17 protein-coding genes and 1 pseudogene are annotated in these 17,149 nt (G+C 34.4%); 15 read left to right on the top strand and 3 right to left on the bottom strand.

Going from position 1 to position 17,149, the window contains the following annotated elements; translation table 11 throughout:
* Positions 1-12: 12 nt before the first annotated feature.
* From EUBELI_RS08485 to EUBELI_RS14980, 8 genes and pseudogenes are all read left to right on the top strand, one after another.
* On the top strand, positions 13-894 hold the full coding sequence (locus EUBELI_RS08485; protein WP_012739987.1) for a DNA adenine methylase: 882 nt from the start codon (positions 13-15) through the stop codon (positions 892-894).
* Positions 887-2,869, top strand: coding sequence for an ATP-binding protein (locus tag EUBELI_RS08480; RefSeq protein ID WP_012739986.1), 1,983 nt, complete (start codon positions 887-889; stop codon positions 2,867-2,869). Before EUBELI_RS08485 ends, EUBELI_RS08480 begins: the two co-directional genes overlap by 8 nt.
* Positions 2,862-4,247: a DNA double-strand break repair nuclease NurA gene (locus EUBELI_RS08475; RefSeq protein WP_049777964.1), complete on the top strand. Its 1,386-nt coding sequence runs from the start codon at positions 2,862-2,864 to the stop codon at positions 4,245-4,247. Before EUBELI_RS08480 ends, EUBELI_RS08475 begins: the two co-directional genes overlap by 8 nt.
* 292 nt (positions 4,248-4,539) lie before the next feature.
* Positions 4,540-5,136 carry an HD domain-containing protein gene (locus EUBELI_RS08470; protein ID WP_012739984.1) on the top strand — a complete coding sequence of 199 codons (597 nt, stop codon included), beginning with the start codon at positions 4,540-4,542 and terminating at the stop codon, positions 5,134-5,136.
* A gap of 53 nt (positions 5,137-5,189) precedes the next feature.
* Positions 5,190-5,666, top strand: coding sequence for an NUDIX hydrolase (locus EUBELI_RS08465; RefSeq protein ID WP_012739983.1), 477 nt, complete (start codon positions 5,190-5,192; stop codon positions 5,664-5,666).
* Between the two features lie 17 nt (positions 5,667-5,683).
* Entirely contained in the window at positions 5,684-6,196 is a 513-nt protein-coding gene (locus tag EUBELI_RS08460) for a GNAT family N-acetyltransferase (protein ID WP_012739982.1), read from the top strand.
* A gap of 7 nt (positions 6,197-6,203) precedes the next feature.
* Positions 6,204-6,899: a hypothetical protein gene (locus EUBELI_RS08455; RefSeq protein WP_012739981.1), complete on the top strand. Its 696-nt coding sequence runs from the start codon at positions 6,204-6,206 to the stop codon at positions 6,897-6,899.
* A 106-nt stretch (positions 6,900-7,005) separates the two neighbouring features.
* A pseudogene (locus EUBELI_RS14980) lies at positions 7,006-7,323 on the top strand (restriction endonuclease); the annotation flags it as partial.
* A gap of 67 nt (positions 7,324-7,390) precedes the next feature.
* Here the strand turns inward: EUBELI_RS14980 and EUBELI_RS08450 are convergent.
* Positions 7,391-8,605 carry an IS256 family transposase gene (locus tag EUBELI_RS08450; protein WP_041687873.1) on the bottom strand — a complete coding sequence of 405 codons (1,215 nt, stop codon included), beginning with the start codon at positions 8,603-8,605 and terminating at the stop codon, positions 7,391-7,393.
* A 169-nt stretch (positions 8,606-8,774) separates the two neighbouring features.
* Here EUBELI_RS08450 and EUBELI_RS08445 point away from each other — a divergent pair, with 169 nt between their 5' ends.
* On the top strand, positions 8,775-11,189 hold the full coding sequence (locus EUBELI_RS08445) for a hypothetical protein (RefSeq protein ID WP_012739980.1): 2,415 nt from the start codon (positions 8,775-8,777) through the stop codon (positions 11,187-11,189).
* A 295-nt stretch (positions 11,190-11,484) separates the two neighbouring features.
* Here the strand turns inward: EUBELI_RS08445 and EUBELI_RS08440 are convergent, their stop codons facing one another.
* Together EUBELI_RS08440 and EUBELI_RS08435 are read right to left on the bottom strand one after the other, a co-directional pair.
* The gene (locus EUBELI_RS08440) at positions 11,485-11,814 is read right to left on the bottom strand and encodes a hypothetical protein (RefSeq protein WP_242827279.1); all 330 of its coding nucleotides are present in this window, start codon (positions 11,812-11,814) and stop codon (positions 11,485-11,487) included.
* 185 nt (positions 11,815-11,999) lie between these two features.
* A complete protein-coding gene (locus EUBELI_RS08435) occupies positions 12,000-12,920 on the bottom strand; it encodes an aldo/keto reductase (protein ID WP_181968746.1) in 921 nt (306 codons plus the stop codon).
* Between the two features lie 351 nt (positions 12,921-13,271).
* Between EUBELI_RS08435 and EUBELI_RS08430 the strand changes: the two genes are divergently transcribed.
* The 6 genes from EUBELI_RS08430 (at position 13,272) to EUBELI_RS08405 (ending at position 17,124) form a co-directional block, all read left to right on the top strand.
* Entirely contained in the window at positions 13,272-13,712 is a 441-nt protein-coding gene (locus tag EUBELI_RS08430; RefSeq protein WP_041688269.1) for a hypothetical protein, read from the top strand.
* Positions 13,713-14,172: 460 nt separating this feature from the next.
* On the top strand, positions 14,173-14,496 hold the full coding sequence (locus tag EUBELI_RS08425) for a hypothetical protein (RefSeq protein ID WP_041688267.1): 324 nt from the start codon (positions 14,173-14,175) through the stop codon (positions 14,494-14,496).
* A gap of 5 nt (positions 14,497-14,501) precedes the next feature.
* On the top strand, positions 14,502-14,951 hold the full coding sequence (locus EUBELI_RS08420) for a DUF2726 domain-containing protein (protein WP_041688265.1): 450 nt from the start codon (positions 14,502-14,504) through the stop codon (positions 14,949-14,951).
* Positions 14,952-15,248: 297 nt separating this feature from the next.
* Positions 15,249-15,623 (top strand): GntR family transcriptional regulator, encoded by a 375-nt coding sequence (locus EUBELI_RS08415; RefSeq protein ID WP_022097118.1) that lies wholly within the window; start codon positions 15,249-15,251, stop codon positions 15,621-15,623.
* A gap of 11 nt (positions 15,624-15,634) precedes the next feature.
* On the top strand, positions 15,635-16,483 hold the full coding sequence (locus tag EUBELI_RS08410; protein WP_012739973.1) for an ABC transporter ATP-binding protein: 849 nt from the start codon (positions 15,635-15,637) through the stop codon (positions 16,481-16,483).
* Positions 16,483-17,124: an ABC-2 transporter permease gene (locus tag EUBELI_RS08405; protein WP_012739972.1), complete on the top strand. Its 642-nt coding sequence runs from the start codon at positions 16,483-16,485 to the stop codon at positions 17,122-17,124. The genes EUBELI_RS08410 and EUBELI_RS08405 overlap by 1 nt, the downstream gene beginning before the upstream one ends.
* Positions 17,125-17,149 lie beyond the last annotated feature (25 nt).

The following is a 17,149-nucleotide window of genomic DNA, read 5'->3' as shown; positions in this document are numbered from 1 at the left end:
TAGGTAGAAAAAGTGAATTATTCTCCATTAAGATATCCAGGTGGCAAAACTAAGATTGCACCAATGGTAAAGTTATTAATTGAAAAATCAGGAATGAAAAATGTTACATATGTTGAACCTTTTGCGGGAGGTGCAGGGGTTTCTTTGGAATTGTTGTTTTCTGGTGAGGTCGACCATATTGTTATAAATGACTACGACAAGGCAATTTATTCCATTTGGCGAGCAATCATAGAGAATACAAATCAGTTTGTTGATTTAATAGAAAACACCGAAGTGTCAATTGATGAATGGTATAGACAAAAGAATATATATACCAATCAATCAAATCGATATTCGGTTGAACTAGCATTTGCAACTTTTTTTCTTAATCGTACTAACCGTTCTGGAATATTAGCAGCAGGCCCAATTGGCGGATATGAGCAAAACGGAAATTATTTAATTGATGCAAGATATAATAAAGAGGAATTGATTAATCGCATTTTGCGAATAGCTAAACGAAAAGATGATATATCAGTTTACAATAAAGATGTTCGTTCTTTCATGAAAAATTATTTACATAGATATTCGAATGTTTTTTTATATCTAGACCCACCATATTATAAAAAAGGACAAGAATTATACAAGAATTTTTTTGTTGATAAAGATCATAAGGAAATTGCAGATTTATTAGAAAATGAAAAAAGTATATGGATGGTTACATATGATGCAGAACCAGAAATAGCTAAATTGTATGAGCGATTCTCAAAGAGATATTTTGATTTATCATATAGTGTAGCAGAAAAAAAGAAAGCATCTGAAGTAATGATATTATGCACGGGAGATTTGTGGCCAAACAAACAAGAAATGCAGAAGAAAAAAATAAAACTAAACTTAAGGGAGGAAATGCATGCTTAATACTAGTCAGTTAGCTAAAGATGAATTATTAACATTGATACAGAAAGAAAATTTTGTTGGTTGGATTTATTCAATAGATTATGAAAAGGCATTAGTAATTACCAATGATTTGTGGAAAAGTAACGTAAAAGGTATTCCTCATAACAGTTTTTTATTGGCAACAGCATTTGAACCGGATAAATATGGTGAGGCGGAGGAAGCGGATAAAGAGGTCATTCTTTTAAGAGTTATTGGTTCGTGTAGATTACCACAAGATGATGATATGATAAAAACTAAAATTGATAATTATCAAAATAAAACTGGAGTATTTAATGATGAATCTGGTTTTGATAGTTTGACGCGAAATCGATTACAGTTTGGAGGGTTGGAATGCCGAGTACTAGGGACATTCTACATGAAGCAGCAGGAACTAAATTTAGGTAGTGATGTTGAAACATTTTATACCTCACTACAAATGCGTGTATTTATGCCTACATCGAATTCTTTAGAGAAAGTGGTTAATTTTGTAGATCCAATTAGGAAAAAACGCTCTTTGGAAGATTTTAGAGAATTAGGAATTCAGGGGGAAGTTTCTCCGTTTCGTATTGGAACAGTCAGATACACTTCTACTGATCGTCTGCATAGAGCAGAAAATGTTGAAAAAGTAAAATTCTATATTCAACCGGCTGATTTCTTGGCGAGAAGGACAGCAGTTCTTGGTATGACAAGAACTGGTAAATCAAATATGATTAAGCAAACTGTTTCAGTCGTGAAAGAAATATCAAGTAAACATAATTTAAAAATAGGTCAGCTTATATTTGATATAAATGGAGAATACGCAAATGCAAATAAACAAGATAGCGGATCGATATCAACAATATTTAAAGATGAGTGTGTCAAGTATCGCATAAAAGTTTCAGAAGGATTTGAACCATTGCTTAATAATTTTTATGAACAATTACAAGAAGGATTATATACAATTAGAGATCTGATAAAAGAAGCAAGAAAAGATGGCTCTGCGGATATTGATACATTCATAAATATGTCGTTGGAAAAACCAGATGAATCAGAAAGAGGAGAGGTTACTAGGTGGAAAGTTAAAACTGCACTATATAAAACATTATTAAAAAAATCAGGATATGAATATTCTGGTGTATTTAGAGTGCAGTTCACAGTAGCACAAAAAATTGTAGAAACAGTTAATGATAAAATGGAAGACAAAACTATAGATCCTAATAAGGGTATGTCTTTTTCAGAAGCAGAAAAGTGGTTTGCTGCAGCTCGAATAGCCAATAAAGAAAGAACTATTTTAACAGCGAGTAAGAATGCATGGTTAGATAACGAATGTATTGCTATGCTAAATTTATTAGTTGGTTTAAGTGCGAATGATGGCTATATTAGAGGATTTAGAACAATTGAAATTGCAAAGGAATACCATTCACCAGCAAAAACAACGGAGGTATGCGATGAAATTTATAATTATTTGTGCCAAGGGAAAATAGTTATTTTGGATCTTTCGGTTGGTAATGCGACTTTAAGAGAACGTATTTCTAAAAATATTGCAAGTTATATCTTTCATAAATCAATGGAAGTATTTACGGAAGGAAGAATGCCACAAAACATAGTGATATATATTGAGGAGGCTCACAATTTAATTGGAAAAGGGATGGATTTAACGGAAACATGGCCAAGATTAGCAAAAGAAGGAGCAAAATATAAAATTGCACTTGTATATGCAACACAAGAAGTATCTTCCGTACATAAAAATATATTGGCAAATACGGAAAACTGGTTCGTATCTCATTTGAATAGTGATACAGAAATAAAAGAACTATCACATTTTTATGATTTTTCGGATTTTAGTAAATCATTATTGCATTCACAAGATGTAGGCTTTACAAGAGTCAAAACATTGTCTAGTCCGTTTGTTGTTCCTGTGCAAATAGATAAATTTTCTCCGGAGAAATTTATGAACAAGGGGGATGCAAATGTCTGATGCGATTGATAAAACGGCACATGTTGAAATTATAGATAATCCAGATGTAAGAGAATTTTTATCAAAGTGTCGATATATGGTAGAACCATCAGGGAAAGAAGCAAAAGAAGTGGCAGACTTGTTTGTGAAGTATCCGTTACAGCAAGAGAAATTACCTGTCAATATTATTTCCATAGATGGTAGCAGTTATGAGGCTAGTATTAGTGATAATTTGCCACATACAAGAGTTGGATATGTAAAGGTTGGAAACATACTAATTAAGCGAGATGAATATAACAATTTAGGCAAACAGAAATACATAAATCCATTTTTGGTAGCGGAAATGGAGAAAGCTACATCATCTACTGTGTTTGCTTTACCTAGTAGTAATATGCAATATGGAGGTAAGGAATCGGTAAGGGATGGTTTTAGATTAGCACTTGATAACTATTTATTTAAATATAGAAATAATCCAAGCGATATAAAAACAAGTTTGCGCACAACTTTATTTAAATTGGCATGTTATCGTACAGGAATTAATTGTACGAATAGTGATAATGAACTTATTTTACATAAGTGTCCAAACTCAAAATGTAACGCGAAGAATATTTCTGTTTGGAATATTGATGAAGAACAATTTTGTCCAGAGTGTGGAGAAACTATTTATCCTTCAGATTGTTTAAGAATTTGGGAAGAAGTTGAGGATAATGGTTCAAATCAATCAGCACTCACGAGATTTACAAATGTTATAGAACATCTATTTGTTATGCACTATATAAGGATGATAATTGATTTTTCACCAGAATCCTATGTGGAAACATTAAGTGATATATGTTTTTTTATGGATGGTCCACTTGCAATTTATGGGAATGCTGCATGGGTGCATAATGCTATCATGAAATATCTTCACGAGATAAATGTGGTTATGCAAAAGCATAATAAAAATCCTATTTTAATAATTGGTTTAGTAAAAAGTGGTGCTATCGTTGATTATTTTAAGATGATTGAGAAGGATATAAAAGAGGAAACTATTTTATGTTTGTCTGATGAAGTGAGAAACAAGTATGTGAATTATGATAGAAAAGCTTCGTCTTCAACGTTTGGTAGTGAAACATATTATGGTCAGGACTTTATATATAAAGCAAAGTCGGGAAAACTAATTGTGTTTAATCTGCCATATCCATTTGAAAGCAAGGGAGATATAAAAAGTTTTATTTTAAATAAATCTGATATCAAAAAATATCAAAATTTGAACAAAAGCTTATGTTTGCTTAACGAGTTTGAGTGTGATTTGTATGAAAATACAGTGGTTCCTGTTGCTTTAGCTAGAAAACATACGGTTATTAGTTTGAAACCTGGAAGTCAAGTTTTGGACTTATTAACTAGATTAAATGCATAAAAAATGAAAGATGAGTGACAACAAAATGACAATACAATCTCTTAAAAATCTACGCAACAGGTAGAATACAGACAAAAATCCTGGAACTTTACTACTAAAATCAACACATTACACCACACAACAACTTTGCAAAGAGGAGTTTGAATAACGGACAGAAATGCCGAAAGCCTGTATTTATGCGGGTTTCCGGCATTTGTTTTATCAAATGGCTCTAGTTTGGCTCTATTTGTGGGGAGAGTAATGGAGTTATCAGTTTTGAAAAGGTAAATAAAAAAGGAAGAAGGTATAAGCTATGTTGCCAACAAGAGAAGAAGCACTGAAGTTAATTCGTGATGGGTTATTATTTAATCCGGGACCTTGGGGAAAACATTGTTTAACAGCAGCACACTGTGCAGAAAAAATAGCAAGTGCATGTGGTGATATGGATGTTGAGAAAGCATATATATTAGGTTTACTACATGATATAGGAAGAAAATTTGGTGTAAGACATCTTGGACATGTTTATGATGGATACGTATATATGAAATCATTGGGATATGATGAAGTAGCAAAGATATGTTTAACCCATTCTTTTAATAATCATACGATAGATGAATACATCGGAAAATTTGATGTTATAGATGAAGAATTGACAATTATAAAAACTGAATTAGCAAAGACCATATATGATGAATATGACCGGTTAATTCAATTGTGCGATTGTTTGGCAGGAGCAGAAGGAGTTCTTGATATAGAAAATAGGATGAATGACGTAAAGAAAAGGTATGGCTTTTATCCGCAGGACAAGTGGAATTCCAATATGAATTTGAAGCAATATTTTGAGGGGAAAATGAATAAAGACATTTACCTTATATGTGAGAAAGATACATTTGCACCAGGAGATTTATGATCTTATAAATATATTTTTACTACAAGTTTTATGAACAGGTTGGAGGTGGTTAAGTGGATATTTTATTTAAAAATGATGATTTTGTATTTTCATACAGAGTTGGCGGTATATTGAAACATAATGGTAAAATCTTGTTACAGCGTCCGAAGAATGATGATTATGCCATTATTGGCGGACATGTTGCGGCTATGGAGACAAGTATGGAAACTCTTAAACGGGAATTTGAAGAAGAGCTTCATGCTAAGATAGAGGTAGATAATCTGTTAGCAATCGGAGAAATTTATTTTCCATGGGGAAAAAGACCCTGTCATCAGATATGCTTATATTATAATGTACATCTGATGGATGATAATATTCCATTAGATGGTGTGTTTCATGGATATGATGAGCTGGATAATGAAAGAATTGATTTGGATTTCTGTTGGGTTTCACTAGAAGATTTAAAGAAGGGTACTAAGGTATATCCTTTAGAGTTGATACCATATATCCTTGAGTCAGGGAAAGAAATTGTACATTTTGTTTCAAAGTAGATTTGAGGAGATAGTCAATGATAGAAAATATGAAGGTAGAATTTGGCAGAACATCAGATATTGATTCATGGATGCGATTAGTGAGAAAAGCAAGTTGGAATTTTCCAGGATTAGAGACAGAGCAGAGTATAGATGAACACAAAATAATAGTACTGAAATTCATGAATGACAAACGTGCTTTGTGCGTGAAGAACGAACAAGAGATTGTTGGCGTACTTTTATATTCAAGGAAGTATAATATGATATGTTGTTTGGCTGTTGATCCGGCTTATCGAAAAAAGGGAATTGCTTCGCTTCTTTTAAGAGAAGCAATTGATAAGCTTGACAGAGATAAAGATATAACTGTGTCTACATTTAGAGAAAATGATGTTAAAGGAATTGCACCTAGAAAATTATATAAGAAATTTGGATTTGAAGAGGGCAAGCTGATTGAAGAATTTGGATATCCTAATCAAAGGTTTGTGTTGCATGCCGACAAAAGTGTTGATAATGTAATAATTGGTACAAAGAGTTGGGAGTCGCAAAGATAGACTTCGTATGGATAATCATGATTTGAAGCAGAAGCAGTTACAGTTGCAGACAGATAATGAAGAACTGGAACAACGGCATGAAGATTTACAATACAAGAATAGTGAATTGGAGAATGTGAATGTTCAGTTATCTGCTGGCAATCATACTCTGGAGCAAAGGAATGATTCATTGAAATCTGATAATCAGGCACTAAGACAGAAATACAATGATTTGCAACAGAATAATGTTCAACTTGAAAAGCAACAGAATGAGCTTAAGAGCCATATAGAGCAGATAGTACAGTCGGAGCAGTTATTACAGCGTGATGTAAGAAAGTATGATGAAGCACCGGAGTGGCAATTGCCGGAACCGGGAGCATTTGCAAGTGCTAAGTCATTTCGGGATAAGGTGGTTATGCCATTTGTGAATAAGCTGAAGTTGTTGATAAAGAATCTGACAATCCAGTGTGTAAGGCTAAAAGAGGAAGTATTACAGCTAAGGAAGGAAAAGAAGAGATTGTCAGATGATGTGGAGTTTTTCAAGGGCAAGATTAAGGATATGAGGGATAGGACAGAGCTGTTGCAGGAAAAGGCTGATGATCTGGAGCGTGTGAAGAGATATGCCGGTGCAGAGCAGATTGATACGATTATTCGTAAGGTAAGGGAACAGGAGCGTACAGAACAGCAGATAAGGCGGTATGACAGGTCTTATGGGACAAGATAATGGGAAGGATGGATTGATGATAGTTACAGTGAATGTGGGAGATATACTTTATAGTGGTATGATGGATGGAAAAGTAGTATAATAAAAAAGAATTTGAAAGCGAGTAATGAGAGTATTATGTGTAGAAATTGAAATGATTTTTAAACTTTTTGTGAGAGGTGTAATTATGTTCTATTTTATAAATTTTGATACGCCAACTAAATCCGAAAATTATGACAAAGGTGTATTGTTTGAAAGATTGTGCAAAGACTTGTTAGATGCAAGTGGATATAATGATATAGAAATGAGGGTTAAAGCGAATAATCTTGAATATGATATTGTGGCTAATAATAAGGTTACAAATCAAAAGTTAATAGGAGAAGCTAAAGCTTGGGATAAAAAAATATCTTCGGAAATTATGGCATTTATAGCAAAAATGATGCATTTTTGGATAAAGGAACAGTCAAGTCCAAATTTGTGTGTAAATTCATCTTTCAGTTATGTGGTTTTATCTACGCTACTTTTATCTTCAAAAGATTTGACTGAATGGAGCTTAGTTTATCATAGTACTCTTTCATATCAAAGATTTTATGACCTACACTCCATTCATTATGATCATCTTGAAGGACTGCACCAATTAATCTAATAATAGATTCTGTATTTGGAAAAATCTGAATAACTTTTTCGCGTCTTCTGATTTCTCTGTTCTCGCGTTCTATTATGTTGCTGGTTCTTAATGCTATACGATATTTTGAGGGAAGTGCCATGATGGTAATACTATCTTCAAATCCTTCATCAAGGACAGTCATTGCTTCATTTGCAACATCCTGATATTCATCGTATATAGATTCTTTTAAACGACGGGCCTCTTCAATAGTAGCTGCGTTAAACATGTCTCGTAACTCAGAAGCTAAACCAGTGCTGTATTTTTTAGGACACTTATTTATGATGTTTCTTGTAAAGTGAGCCTGACATCGCTGCCATGAAGAGCCAGAGAAACTCTCCTTTATTGCTTCAACAAGCCCCGCGTGTGCGTCAGATATTACAATATCTACACCGCGCAAACCGCGACTTTTAAGATTTTCAAAAAAGTCTCTCCAGGTGTTCACTTTCTCTGAATCATAAACTTCAAATCCCAGGACTTCTTTGTGCCCGGTATTGTTTATTCCAATTGCAACAAACAACGCTTTTGATTTAACACGATGATCTTCACGAGCTTTTAAATATATCGCATCAACAATAATAAACGGATAGTGTTCCGGCAATAAGCGCTCCTTGAAATGCTTAACAGGGACATCTAGTTCCTTGCAGATTTCAGAAACAGCAGATTTTGAAAAAGATTCTCCACAAAGCTCTTCAGTTACTTTTTTTATATTTCTGGTTGATACGCCTTGCACAACCATTTCCATCATTGTTGTAATTAAAGCCTGTTCATTACGCTGATAATTTTCGAACAAGGAAGTTTTAAATGGAACATTACGATGTCTTGGAACCTGTAATTCAATCTTTCCAATACGGGTGGTTAATGTTCTTGTCCTAACTCCATTTCTATAATCAGAACGTTCTTGAGATCGTTCGTAATTACTTGCTCCAAGCTGTTCAGTAGATTCAGCCTGAAGAACCTGATTAAGTAAAGCTTCCATAAGTTTGCCAAAAGCTTCATCCTTAGTTTCTGAAAAAAGTCCTACAAAAAAATCACTATCTAATGTAAAATGTAATTGAGCCATGAGTTTCATCCTTTCAATTATGTTTTTGTGTGGTAACTTAATTATAACTGAAAGATGAGCTCTCGGCTCTTTTTTATATAAATTTGTAATTTACACCATTATATGGACTTTATCAAAGGAACCCAATGATTGGGGGATTTTTATATCTATAAGTGATTTAACATCCGATGTGAAACAACAGGTAGATGATTTGGTAGATGCTGGGTATCATATTAGATATATAGTGGGGGATTCAATAATAGATGCTTTGGTTTCTCAAAAAAATTATTTGAGTGTAAAGCAAATTAGAGATATTTCTCAAAATAATATAAATTTATGTAGTGGAGATGTGTATTTTTTAGTAAGTGATAGAGGATATTATTATATTCAATTGCTTATTGAGGATGGGAAAACACTACCATCATATTTTGTTTGTTATGATATGTTTGGAAACTCTATAGAAGATGAGGATTTCATTTTGAGAGTTTCTAGCAAAATAGAATTGCTAAAAGAACTAAAATATTATAAACACGGAGAAAAAACTAAATATAGTGAAAGTGAAGTGGATAATTCATATTTAGGAGTTATGCATGGAGAAGGATGGTTTGATTACCAGTTTCCTGCTAACCCAGATAGGTTTATAGGACGAACTTCTTTGATTAATGCATTCAATGATTCTGTAAACGATGTAAAGAATGGAATTACAAGTACTAAAGTTATTGAAATATTAAGTCGTTCGGGAGTGGGTAAAAGTTCAATTTCTTTAAAACTTCAAAGATTATATAAAGAAAAAGGATTCTCAACTGCTATTGTAGATTCTAGAAATATACGGTCAGATATTGATATTTTGCAGATTTTTCAAATGTTAGTAAAAGATTTTAATTTTCATTGTAATTTGAATTGTGAGGTACCAAAAGAGAAAGAGCAGATTAATATTATAAGTAAATCAATAGATGAATTTAATACAGAAAATGGTAAAATGTCCTTGATTTTTTTAGACCAATTTGAAAGTGTTTTTGCTAGACCATCTGTTTATAATACACTTATTGATATAATATTGGAGTTTAATGTTAAGTTTAAAAGTTTTATTTTTGTTATAGCTCGTAAAAATGATCAGCCAACAACTTATGATGAGTCATCATTGATTGATTTGAATCGATTGAAGAGCATTTCTAAGCCAATTGTCCTACAAGATTTTAAGACAGAAGAAGCGATAGAATTGATAAGCCATATAAATGATGAAATAGGAACATCTCTAATTAAGCCATTAAAAGAACAAGTATTAGAGATATCAAATGGCTTTCCTTGGCTATTAAAAAAATATTGTGCACATATAATAAAACTTGTTAGAAGTGGTGAAAAACAAAAGAATATTGTTCAATCAGGAATGCAGTTAGAAGACTTATTTAACGAAGATATTCTAGCATTGGATGAAGCTATTAGGGAGTTCTTTTATAGATTAATTGCATATTTGCCATCTACATATGCAGAATTATCTGAAATTTTTACAGATGAGGATTTATCAATTAAATTAAAAATATTGCAGAATGATTATAGATTAATAAGACTAACTGGTAGAACATATGATACTTATAATGATATTTTGAAAGAGTTTGTAAAAACTGGGCATGTAAATTTGTCAAGAAGATATCTTATTCGTTACACTCCAAATACTGTTTTAAATTTGTATAAAATTATTGTAAGTAAGAATTTATGTAATGTAGATCAGATTGTTGAAAATTCTCGGGTTAAGAAAACGAGTATTATAAATATATTGGGAGAATTAAAAAAATTGAAATTTATTGAAGGGTCTAATAATAATTTTTCACTTAATCCATATGCCTATCAATACTATACAGAAAATAATATTGTAAAATATTTAGCTAATATATTAATGGATAATACTTTGATTAAAAAAATACTTTTGGAATTGGAGAAAAATAAGAAATTAACTTTGAAACAAGTTAAAAATATATTAATAAGTGAAATGCCGTTTATAGATGCAACAGATAAAATTTGGGAGCAATATAGTAAGGTTATGTGTAAATGGTTATCTGCTGCTACAATGGTTAATATGGATAAAAATAATACTATTTCAACGAATAACCTGGGAAGAGAAATTGGTGATTTTTTAAGTGATGAAATTTTTTTCCCAACGACGATGTTGGCACAAATTATCAAAGTAGTGGAACTATTGGCTGATAATAAAGAAGGTATGACAATTCAAGAACTAAAAAAATCGATGAAAAGATCAAGTTTAAATGGTCATCTAATAGATGCATGTTTTTTAGGGCTTGTTAGACCTATATCTAGAAGTGAATATGAAATAACACAAAACGGATTGGAGTTTCTTGGCAAGGAACCCAATGAAAAAAGAGCATATATTAGAGAAAAACTTTTGGGTTTAGAGTATGTCTGTCAGTATTTAGAACAAATTAAAACGACAAATAAGGAACCTTTAGAGGTATTTACTAATATATTGGATGAAATGAAAGTAGATAAGTGGAACGAAGTAAGTATAAAATGGAAACATAAGCTGTTAAGAAATTGGTTAATATACTCTAAATTAGTAGTTGGAAAAACTCATAAAAAACAAGTTGATTGATGGCTCCATTTTGGCTCTAAAAATTTTAGATTAGGTACACAAAAATGCAAAATAAGATGAATGTGAAGAATAAAACACACAAATGTGTACCAAGAAACAGCCAGATAAATCTTTCCGCCCAAGAGTTTGAGTAGAAGTCACAAGTCTTGGAACCCGCTAAACAAGCGGATTCCGAGACTTTTTCTTTTGCACTGCTACTAATTTGCTACTAATAGCAACTACTTTTTTTCTATCGTTTTCATATGGTTGTCATTAACTTTAATAGCAAGAAACCCTGATGACTGCTGGATTTCTTCTATATGATCTTTCTTTGTGGCATCTGGATGATTTTCCCTGATGCGGTATTTGATGGTACTAACGGAGGTCCAAACTGAGGTCGGATTGTTACATCTGAGCCGTTGCTCTGAGTCTGCGGCACTTCACATGTGATACCTGCGGCTTCAAGCAGAGGGTTATCAGATGGTGGTTCAGGTGTTGGCGAATCTGTTGCCTGCAATGATTCCAGACTATGCACAAGCTCCTGCTGTTTATGTGGAAACAGATGGGAGTATGTGTTAAGTGTTGTGGATACCTTTTCATGTCCGAGCCTGTCTGCTAACATCAAGGCATCACAGCCCTGATTAATAAGTAAGCTGGCGTGACTGTGTCTGAGGTCGTGTACTCTGATCTGCTCAACACAAGCTCTGCATCTGCCAGAACCTTTATCTCGTTTATGAGACCAGACTTCGTAAAAGAGAAGATTCTTTTGTACAACTTGCTAATTCTAAGGATTACCAGCATTTTGAAAATAATGCTGGTAATCGATAATCCCTACGGAAGCAGATGACCTGCCGCCAGGTACAGCTCATACCATTCCTCACGAGTCAGAGTAATATCGCACGCCGCGATAATTTCTTTCAAGCGGCTTTCACTTGCAGTGCCGGTAACAATCTGCATATTTGCCGGATGACGTAAAATCCACGCAGCCGCAATAGTAGTATCGCTGACATTATATTTTTCGGCAATCACATGAAGTTTTTTATTCAGTTCAGGGTATTCGTCGCTTCCGAGAAAGCAGCCTTTCCATGCCGGCATCTGAAACGGAGACCATGCCTGGAGAGTGATATTGTGGAGGCGGCAGTAGTCGAGCAGACTTCCATCGTGATCGATTGAACCTGGGGTTTCCATATTGACTTCCATGCCATTTGCAACAAGATTGGAAACAGGGATGCTGAACTGAACCTGATTGACAACGAGTGGTTGGCGGACATATTTCTGCAGCAGTTCAATCTGCATCGGCTTATGGTTTGAAACTCCAAAATGGCGTACCTTTCCGCTTTCATAAAGAACATCAAATGCAGCAGCAACATCTTCCGGTTCTACGAGTGTATCCGGACGGTGAAGAAGCAAAAGATCAAGATAATCTGTATGGAGCCTTTGTAAAATGCCATCGACAGATTTCAGAATGTGCTCCTTTGAGAGATCATAGAAGCCTTGACGGATGCCACATTTTGACTGAAGATAAATATCCTCACGCTTTATGGATGAATCATCTGCGAACGCTTCGCCGAATATGCTCTCGCTCATACCATCACCGTAGATATCCGCGTGATCAAAGAGATATGCACCTTGTTCCAGAGCTGCATGAATAAAACGATTCATCTCATCCTTCGATTTTTCAGAAAGGCGCATGCATCCAACAGCAACTGAAGGAACCTTTCGTATGTGATTTCCTAAAATTATTTCTTTCATAGTAAAAATCTCCTTTGCAGTTATTTTCTTGTTCCAATAATGAGTGAGGCATATCCCCAATCCCACATGAGTTGTTCTTTATTTATACAGAATTGTGAATAATGAAGAATGGTACCCAGCAGATTGGCTTGGTAATTGTGATAAAGGGAACCGTCTCAAAGCAGAGATTTGCACTGGCAGGTTCCAATGAGAGATGCTAAAAGCTGCTCTATTATAATCGGAACCAAAAGTTTTCGAAACATTACCTTTATTGAAATATATTCTACGAGTTTAGGTTAGTACGATAAATTCATAATGTCAATAAGAAACATTTAAAGCGTTAATGAAAGACTGCGTAATGAGTTGGAGCAGGTGGGACTAAAAGATCCTGTTTATCATACAAATGCTTTTATGTTGCAGGCAGTTATTTATAATTCAAAAGTTGGAAAAACTATTGTTGAAAAAACCGCTGATTCATTTAAAAAATTGGCTGTTGCAGTCAATAAGTCGTTGATTGATTACCAAAAGCCGGCGATTGGAGAAGAAAAGTCGGCGATTGACGATAAAAAATCGGCGGTTGATATGATAAAGTCGGCGATTGAGCAACAAAAATATAATGAACCTTCGAAAGCAAATATTCTTAAGGTGTATGATGAAATAGAGAAAAATCAGATTTTTGGAACAAAAGAAATAAAAGAAATTCTTGATTGCTCACCATCCACAGCAAGAGCAGTCATGACAAAACTTAGAGACATGAAAGTTGTTAAAGTGGTAAATGGTAAAGGAAAGGGAAAGTATGTATTCATAGAATAAACATCAGGTATAGACTATTGATGAAAGTAAAAGCTCTATGTATGGAAGTAGGGAGAAGGTAAAAATTGAATTGATTAAAGGCACAAATTTGTTTTAGGTAACGCTTATAATGAAGATGGGAAATGTCACAGAAAATGTCGTAGAAATGTCACAGAAAATGTCGTAGAAATGTCATAGAAAATGTCATAGAAATTTTGAGAAAAATCAAGTGGTTAAAATCAGAATATTCTAAGAAAAAGCTTTCTAAAGAGAGACGATTAAAGAGCTTTCTGAAAAACGAATATTTCAAAGTTAGTCTCAACGAAGTCTCACGAGATTTGAGACTGAGTGAGACTCTATGATATAGCAAAACGCGATAAAACCGGGATTTGCAGGTAAATTATAAAGTTGTAGTCTCAAGACAGTCTCATTTTTGAAATCGTTTGTTGAGACTAACATGAGACTGAGGAGGTTCAAAATCATGGACATAAGTAAAAGGGATTGGAAATTATTTCGAGAAAAATTATCAGGCTGGCAGGAAAATTACATGGAAGGTCTTGTTAAAGAGTATGTAAATTTTCTGAATGGTGATAAAAAGCCTGCATCAGAGAAATTCTGGGAACTTGAAAAACGGATAAAAGAAGATAAACGTCATCCGGGAGTTGTCATGGAACTGAAAAAATCAGAGGTAATATGGGATATTGTTCGTCTCATTAGACTGAAAGTAATTACATATAATGATTTATCAGACTTTAGTGATGAATTACAGAATGAAGTAAAAAGAATACTTGAGATGAGCAGGTGATACATATGGAGATTGGTGCAACAAAAGCAGTTCAAGATCGACTAAAAACAACAAAGATTGAAGAAAGCAAAGGCGCCTCACTTGTGTTCTGCTGGGACACACATTTGACGAAAATAAAAGGAAGAAATGTCTTAAGTTTAGATGTTGTTTGTCATTTTCCATTGAATATGCTGATTAAAAATCCTCAACTATTAAATGACAGGGAGTGCCAGTATGCAATGAATCCTGCAACACATCTGGATTTTCTGATTTACAACAGAATCAGTAAAAAGCCGGTTTTAGCGATTGAAGTTGATGGATATGAATTTCATAAAAAGGATACCGTACAGGCTTCAAGAGATTTATTAAAGGATCGCATAATGGATTTGTATGAAATTCCATTATTAAGATTTAAGACTAATGGCTGTGGTGAAAGAGAAAAGATTGTAGGAATGTTAGATAAGCTGGTTGGATAGTCGAGAGGAAATAATCCTATTATAGTGGAGATATCGTACTAAACTTTGAAAGTTTGGTACGATTTTTATATTTATAAGAAAGAGAATGCTCAAAAAGGATTAAAATATTATTGTAGGGAACTTCTTGTAGATTAACAGAAAAATAGGTAAAATATTTTAGTTAAGTTAAATATAAAAATAAATGTGAGTCACCTTAGAGTGGCTCTTATTTTGTATATTTTTAATAAACAGTATATAACAGTTGACAACACACATCAACTGTTATATACTGTTTATCACAAAGGAGAAAACAAAAATATGCATATTATATTAAATCATTCTTCCATGGTTCCGATTTACGAACAGCTTATGGAGCAGATAAAGTCAGAGATTATCCAGTCTGTATTAAAAGAGGGAGAGGCACTTCCGTCTGTGAGGACGCTTGCAGGGGAACTTCGCATCAGCGCGCTGACTGTAAAGAAAGCTTATGACAAGTTAGAAGAGGAAGGCTTTGTTACGACTGTTCACGGAAAGGGAACATATGTGACTGCTTCGGATAAACAGCTTGCGTCGGAGGCGAGAAGAATTGCTGTGGAAGAGGACTTTGACAAAGCCATTGACCGGGCAGTGGCAATTGGGATGGAGAAAGAAGAAATCTTAGAGGTTGTAAAGCTCATACTTGATGAGAAATAGAAAGGCGAATTATGATAACAATGCAGAATGTCCGAAAAAAATATAAGGACTTTGAACTGGAACTATCCTTGGAAATACCAGAGGGGAGAATTACAGGGTTTGTAGGAAAAAACGGCGCAGGAAAAAGTACGGCAATTAAACTGATACTTGGACTGGTAAAGCCGGATGCTGGAAAGATTTGTGTGTTTGGTAATGAAGGTGGAGAGCTTCCGGCTGCGGTAAAGCAGAAAATCGGAGTATCTTTGACGGAGGCAGGCTTTAGTTCACAATTTACGGTGGAAGATGTCTGGCATATCCTTGCTAAAATGTATCCTGATTTCCAGAAGGATTTTTTTGACCAAAAATGTGAGGCTTTAAAGCTTCCACGGAAGAAGAAATTAAAAGAATTTTCCACAGGTATGAAAGCAAAACTGAGGGTGCTGACAGCAATCAGCCATAAAGCTGATTTGTTGATTTTAGATGAGCCGACCGCAGGGCTTGATGTGGAGGCAAGGAATGAAATCCTTGATTTGCTACGGGAATATATAGCGCAGGACGAGAAGCGCACAATATTGATTACATCGCACATTTCCACAGATTTGGAGTCACTTTGTGACGACATTTATCTCATTCATGACGGAAAAATCATTTTGCATGAGGACACAGATGTTATTTTAGAACAGTATGGTATTTTGAAGGTGAATGAGGAACAATACAGGACATTAGACAAGACAGCAGTCATAAAAGTACAGAAAGAAACTTATGGTTATGCCTGCTTTACTAATGACAGAAGATTTTATCAGGAAAATTATCCGCAGATTGCGGTGGAGCAGGGCGGAATTGATGAATTAATTCTTATGATGACGGGAGGGTACAGATAATGGCAGGATTAGTAGAAAAAGATTTCCGGTTAATTTGGTGTAATAAACAGGCATTAATTTTCCTTCTTATCATTGGAGTGGTGATAGGATTACAGAATGAAGCGGTTATCCTGGGGTGGTTACCGTTTGCAATCAGTATTCTTCTGATAAATACAGTTACCTATGACGAGCTTGATAAAGGATATGGATTTTTGATGACTTTGCCGATTGATGCAGAAACGTATGTGAGGGAAAAATATTTTTTCTGTCTTACAGGAGGAACGGTTTCATGGCTTGTGGCAGCGGGACTTTACATGATCCTAGAAATGAAACAGCAGATGCCGGTAGACATGGCTTCCCAGATTCCTGTGGTATTGGTGTTTCTGCCGGTTACGGCATTGTTGATTGCATTGCTGATTCCGCTGCAGCTAGTATCCGGAGTAGAAAAGAGCAGAGTAGTCATTTCGGGGGCATGTGGTGTAATGGGAGCGTCTGTCATTGCATTTGCGGAGCTGGTAAAGACAAATGTATTAAGTGCCTTTTCATTTTTAAACCAAATGAATGGCTGGATACTTGCAGGAATTGCAGTGGTAGTGACAGTACTTCTCATACTGCTCTCTTATGCAATTAGTGTCCGGATTATGGAAAAGAAAGAATTTTAGAAAAAAATATTTAAGCGGGACATTC

The organism is [Eubacterium] eligens ATCC 27750 (genome assembly GCF_000146185.1).
Classification (GTDB): domain Bacteria; phylum Bacillota; class Clostridia; order Lachnospirales; family Lachnospiraceae; genus Lachnospira; species Lachnospira eligens.
The sequence above is the reverse complement of the archived record's forward strand: the minus strand, read 5'-3'. Positions and strand labels throughout refer to the sequence as shown.